Below are 3,534 nucleotides of genomic sequence, written 5' to 3'. Positions count from 1 at the left end.
CTGACCGCCATCGACGCGATCCGCCTCGCCCTCGCGGGTAACCCCTGGATGCCGGTCCTACAAGCGACCAATCCTGCGCCCGCCCTCGCCGCCTAAACCAACATCAACACAGGGCTGTCCAAGCCGCCACCCGTGAACGGACACGTGGCCAGGCTAGGCTCGTCCCACGTGAACGGCGTTCCCGAGCCACTGAACTAGCCGCTGAAAGGATCCTCATGCGACGGCGTCTGTCGATCACTCTGGCCGGCCTCGGCTTGTTCACCGCGTTGTTCGCCGCTGCGGCCTCGGCGGTGGCACCGGCGGCTCCGAGCGCCACGAGGGTCGTCGCGGAGCCGGTCGCGTTCACGACCTGGAACGAGAAGCAGCCACCGGCGGCCGTCACCTACGACCGGCATCTCGTTCCGGTCGGCGCCGGGGCGGTCGTACTGGCGGCCGGCGGACCTCGTACCGTGGTGGGCTTGGTGGTTCAGGGGCTGCTGCCCGGCCACAGGTACGGGGCGCATGTTCATCAGAAGGCGTGCGGCGCGACGGGTACGGCGGCCGGGCCGCATTACCAGAACGCGCCGGACCCGGTACAACCCTCTGTCGATCCGGCGTACGCCAATCCACACAACGAGGTCTGGCTGGATTTCAGTACGGACGCCGACGGCAACGGCCAGGCGTTCGCCGTCGTCGACTGGAACTTCCGAGCCGGCGGTGCCAGGGCGGTCGTGCTCCACGAGCACGGGACGAGTGGCATGCCCGGCGAAGCCGGATCCGCCGGTCCGCGGGCGGCCTGCATCACCGTTCCGTTCTCCTAAATTTTTCCTAGATCCGATCGCTTCGCTATCTTGTGGCGACGCCGAAGGCGGCGGTCGCGTAGCCGGTTTGCCACAGTCAGAGTCTCCGGTGCGTGGTGGATGAGCACCAGGACGCCGGACGGTGGCGTGACGCGACGGTGCGGCGGGTTCAGCAGAGGGGCCGTGCGGCGGGTTCAGCAGGGCGGTGCGGTCGTCGCACCCCCGAGTGGGGCGCCCGTCGGGCAGCTTGTCGCCGTGGTGGGTACCGGTGTCGCAGTGCCCGGGTCCGTCGGTGTCATCGGCTGTTCGTCGCCGACCGGGGGTGGCCGGGCCGGGCCGAGCCGGGCCGGGCCGGGCCGGGTGCCCGGCGTCCACGGCGGAGCACCGGCCGGCGGCTGGTTCGCGGGGCCGCCGGGGGCCGCCGGGCCGAACGAGGGGGGCGGCCGGTTCCACCTGAGGATCGGAGCCGCCGGCCCCGATGAGCGCGGCGACGAGCCCGACGATTCCGGCGAGCAGGACGACCGGCAGCGCTCCGTGCGCGCCCGGTGCCTGCCGCCGCCAGGACGCCGGGAGCTGGCCGAGCAGCCCGCCGTCCGCCGGGTGTCGCGGCGGACCGGCTGCGCCGCCGTCGGCGGGATCCTGCACCGAGCCGTCCGCGCCCCGGCGGGGCACCGGGACGGTGCGCCACGACTGGTCGTCGCCCGGCGGTGGCGTCGGCCGGTTGGCCAGGGGATGGGTCGGCTGATCGGGTCGGTCAGGGTCCAGCGGCGCGTCGTTGCCGTCGTTGCCGCCGCTGCCGGGTCCCGCGCTCAGCGGCGGGCGGGCCTGCCAGGGGGTGAGGGCCAACGCCGCCGCCCGGTCGGCGTCGGCCGGGGTGCGGACCGCGGAGTCCGAGACCAGGCTGCGGACCAGTTCGGCGGCGCTCGGGCGTTCCTCCGGCCGACGCCCGAGCGCCGCGCGCACCAGCGGGGCGAGCTTCGCCGGCACGCCGGCGATGTCGGGTGGTCGGTCCTCGCGCATCCTGGTCAGCACGTCGGACTGCTCGGAGGCGAACGGCGGATGTCCCGTCGCTGCGTACGTCACGCAGGCGCCCCAGGCGAACACGTCGGCGGGGGCCCGGCCCGTTCCCCGCGCAGCTGCTCGGGCGCCATCCAGGCCAGCGTGCCAATGAGAATCCCGGTGCGGGTGTGGCTGGGGATCCCCGAGGCCCGCGCGATGCCGAAGTCGATGACCTTCGGGCCGTCCCAGGCCAGCAGGATGTTCGAGGGCTTGAGGTCGCGGTGCACCACTCCGGCGGCATGGATGGCGATCAGCGCGTCGGCGAGTCCCACGCTGAAGCCGTGCAGCAGCCGTTCCTCCAACCGGCCGTGGCGCAGCACCGCGTCGGCGAGGCTGGTGCCCTCCACGTATTCGGTCGCCAGCCACGGCGACGTGGCCTCGGGATCGGCGTCGAGCACCGCCGCGACCGCCCGGCCGTGCACCCGGCGGGCGGCGGCCACCTCGCGGCGGAACCGTTCCCGGAATTCGGGGTCGTCGGCGAACCGGGCATCGGGAACCTTCACCGCGGCGGCCCGGCCGTCGGCGTTGAAACCGAGGTACACGGTGCCCATGCCGCCAGCGCCGATCCGGTTGTGGATCGTGAACGGGCCGACGTGGCGCGGGTCGTCGTCAACAAGCGGGGTCAGCATCGTGCTGCCTGTCCTGATCGCCGCGACCGGTTCCGCGACCGGCGACGGGTCCGGCCGTGAGACTCGGAATGCCGGGGCTCACCCGAAAGCTCACTCCTTCGTCGGCGGTGGGCACGGGCCGAGGCCCGATGGCCGCCGGCCCGCGCCACACCGGTGTCCGTGGGTCGACGGCAATCACAGCGTCACAGCGTCATTCACAGCGTCCACGGCCCCGCGAGACCCCTAACCCTGAACCGTAATGCTTCCAGCGCAGCGATGTGCGGCTGGGCGCGGAGGCGGGCGCCTCGGGTCCGCCACCCGCCACCGCCATCCGGTACCGCCCGCCGCCACCCGGACCTCGGCGGATGGCCCTACCGTCGGCTGCCGGAGACATGCGGGTCGCTCGGCGGAATCTTGTCCAGGGTGGAGAAGATTGTGCCAGTCCAGCGAAAGCGGACGTCGGCGTGGCCCGACGGGGCATCGACAGGGTCCCGCGGGTCGTAGGTGGCATAGCGCAGCACGACCTCATGATCGTTGCGCTGGCGCTGGAGGGTGATGCGCGCGCTGGGTGCCTTCGTGTCCGTGCCACGGTACTCACCGTCGGCGAAGACGAAGGCGAGCTGCCGGGGGGTGTCCCCGGCCGGCTGGCCGGTGCCGATCACTACGTTCAGTCGCCGGTCGGCCGCGTAGGTGCTCATGTCCGGCTCATAGCCCTTCCGGCGCACCGTGGCGGCGGCGTCGGCGGCGGACAGCGTCGCCGCCGTGGTCGCCGCCGAGCTCGCCGTGGTCGCCACCGGTGTTGGGCCCGCTGACGCCGACGCCCGCGCCCGCGCCGATGCGGGTCCGGTTGTGGCGGGCGGCGCGGCGGCCTGCAACGGACCCGTCGTCCCGGCGGCCTGCAACGGACCCGTCGTCCCGGCGGCCGTCCCCGCCGTCGCCAGCGGGTCCGGCGTCGACCCCGTGATGGTGGGCGTGTCGTCGCCACGGTTGAGCACCAGGGCCGCCGCGAGGCCCCCGCTGAGCAGCACCGCGAGCAGCGCGGCCACCGCCACGACGGCTCCACGCCGCCCGCCGCCCCCGCCTCTGCC

The 3,534-nt window shown here is 73.7% G+C and carries 2 protein-coding genes and 1 pseudogene; 1 reads left to right on the top strand and 2 read right to left on the bottom strand.

Features of this window, described 5'->3' with window-relative positions; all coding sequences use genetic code 11:
* The first annotated feature begins 215 nt into the window (after nucleotides 1-215).
* Entirely contained in the window at nucleotides 216-800 is a 585-nt protein-coding gene (locus AC08OX_RS16065; RefSeq protein WP_476608564.1) for a superoxide dismutase family protein, read from the top strand.
* A gap of 651 nt (nucleotides 801-1,451) precedes the next feature.
* Here the strand turns inward: AC08OX_RS16065 and AC08OX_RS16060 are convergent.
* A pseudogene (locus AC08OX_RS16060) lies at nucleotides 1,452-2,467 on the bottom strand (serine/threonine-protein kinase); the annotation flags it as partial.
* Nucleotides 2,468-2,817: 350 nt separating this feature from the next.
* The coding region (locus tag AC08OX_RS16055; RefSeq protein ID WP_476608563.1) for an LppP/LprE family lipoprotein at nucleotides 2,818-3,534 on the bottom strand (717 nt) is incomplete at its 5' end.

The sequence above is a fragment of the Frankia sp. CoBUL1 genome (genome assembly GCF_978021245.1).
This window is presented reverse-complemented; position numbering and strand designations above follow the sequence as displayed.

Coding starts and splice junctions, on each gene's coding strand:
- AC08OX_RS16065 (WP_476608564.1), top strand. CDS start 216: ATGCGACGGCGTCTGTCGATCACTCTGGCCGGCCTCGGCTTGTTCACC.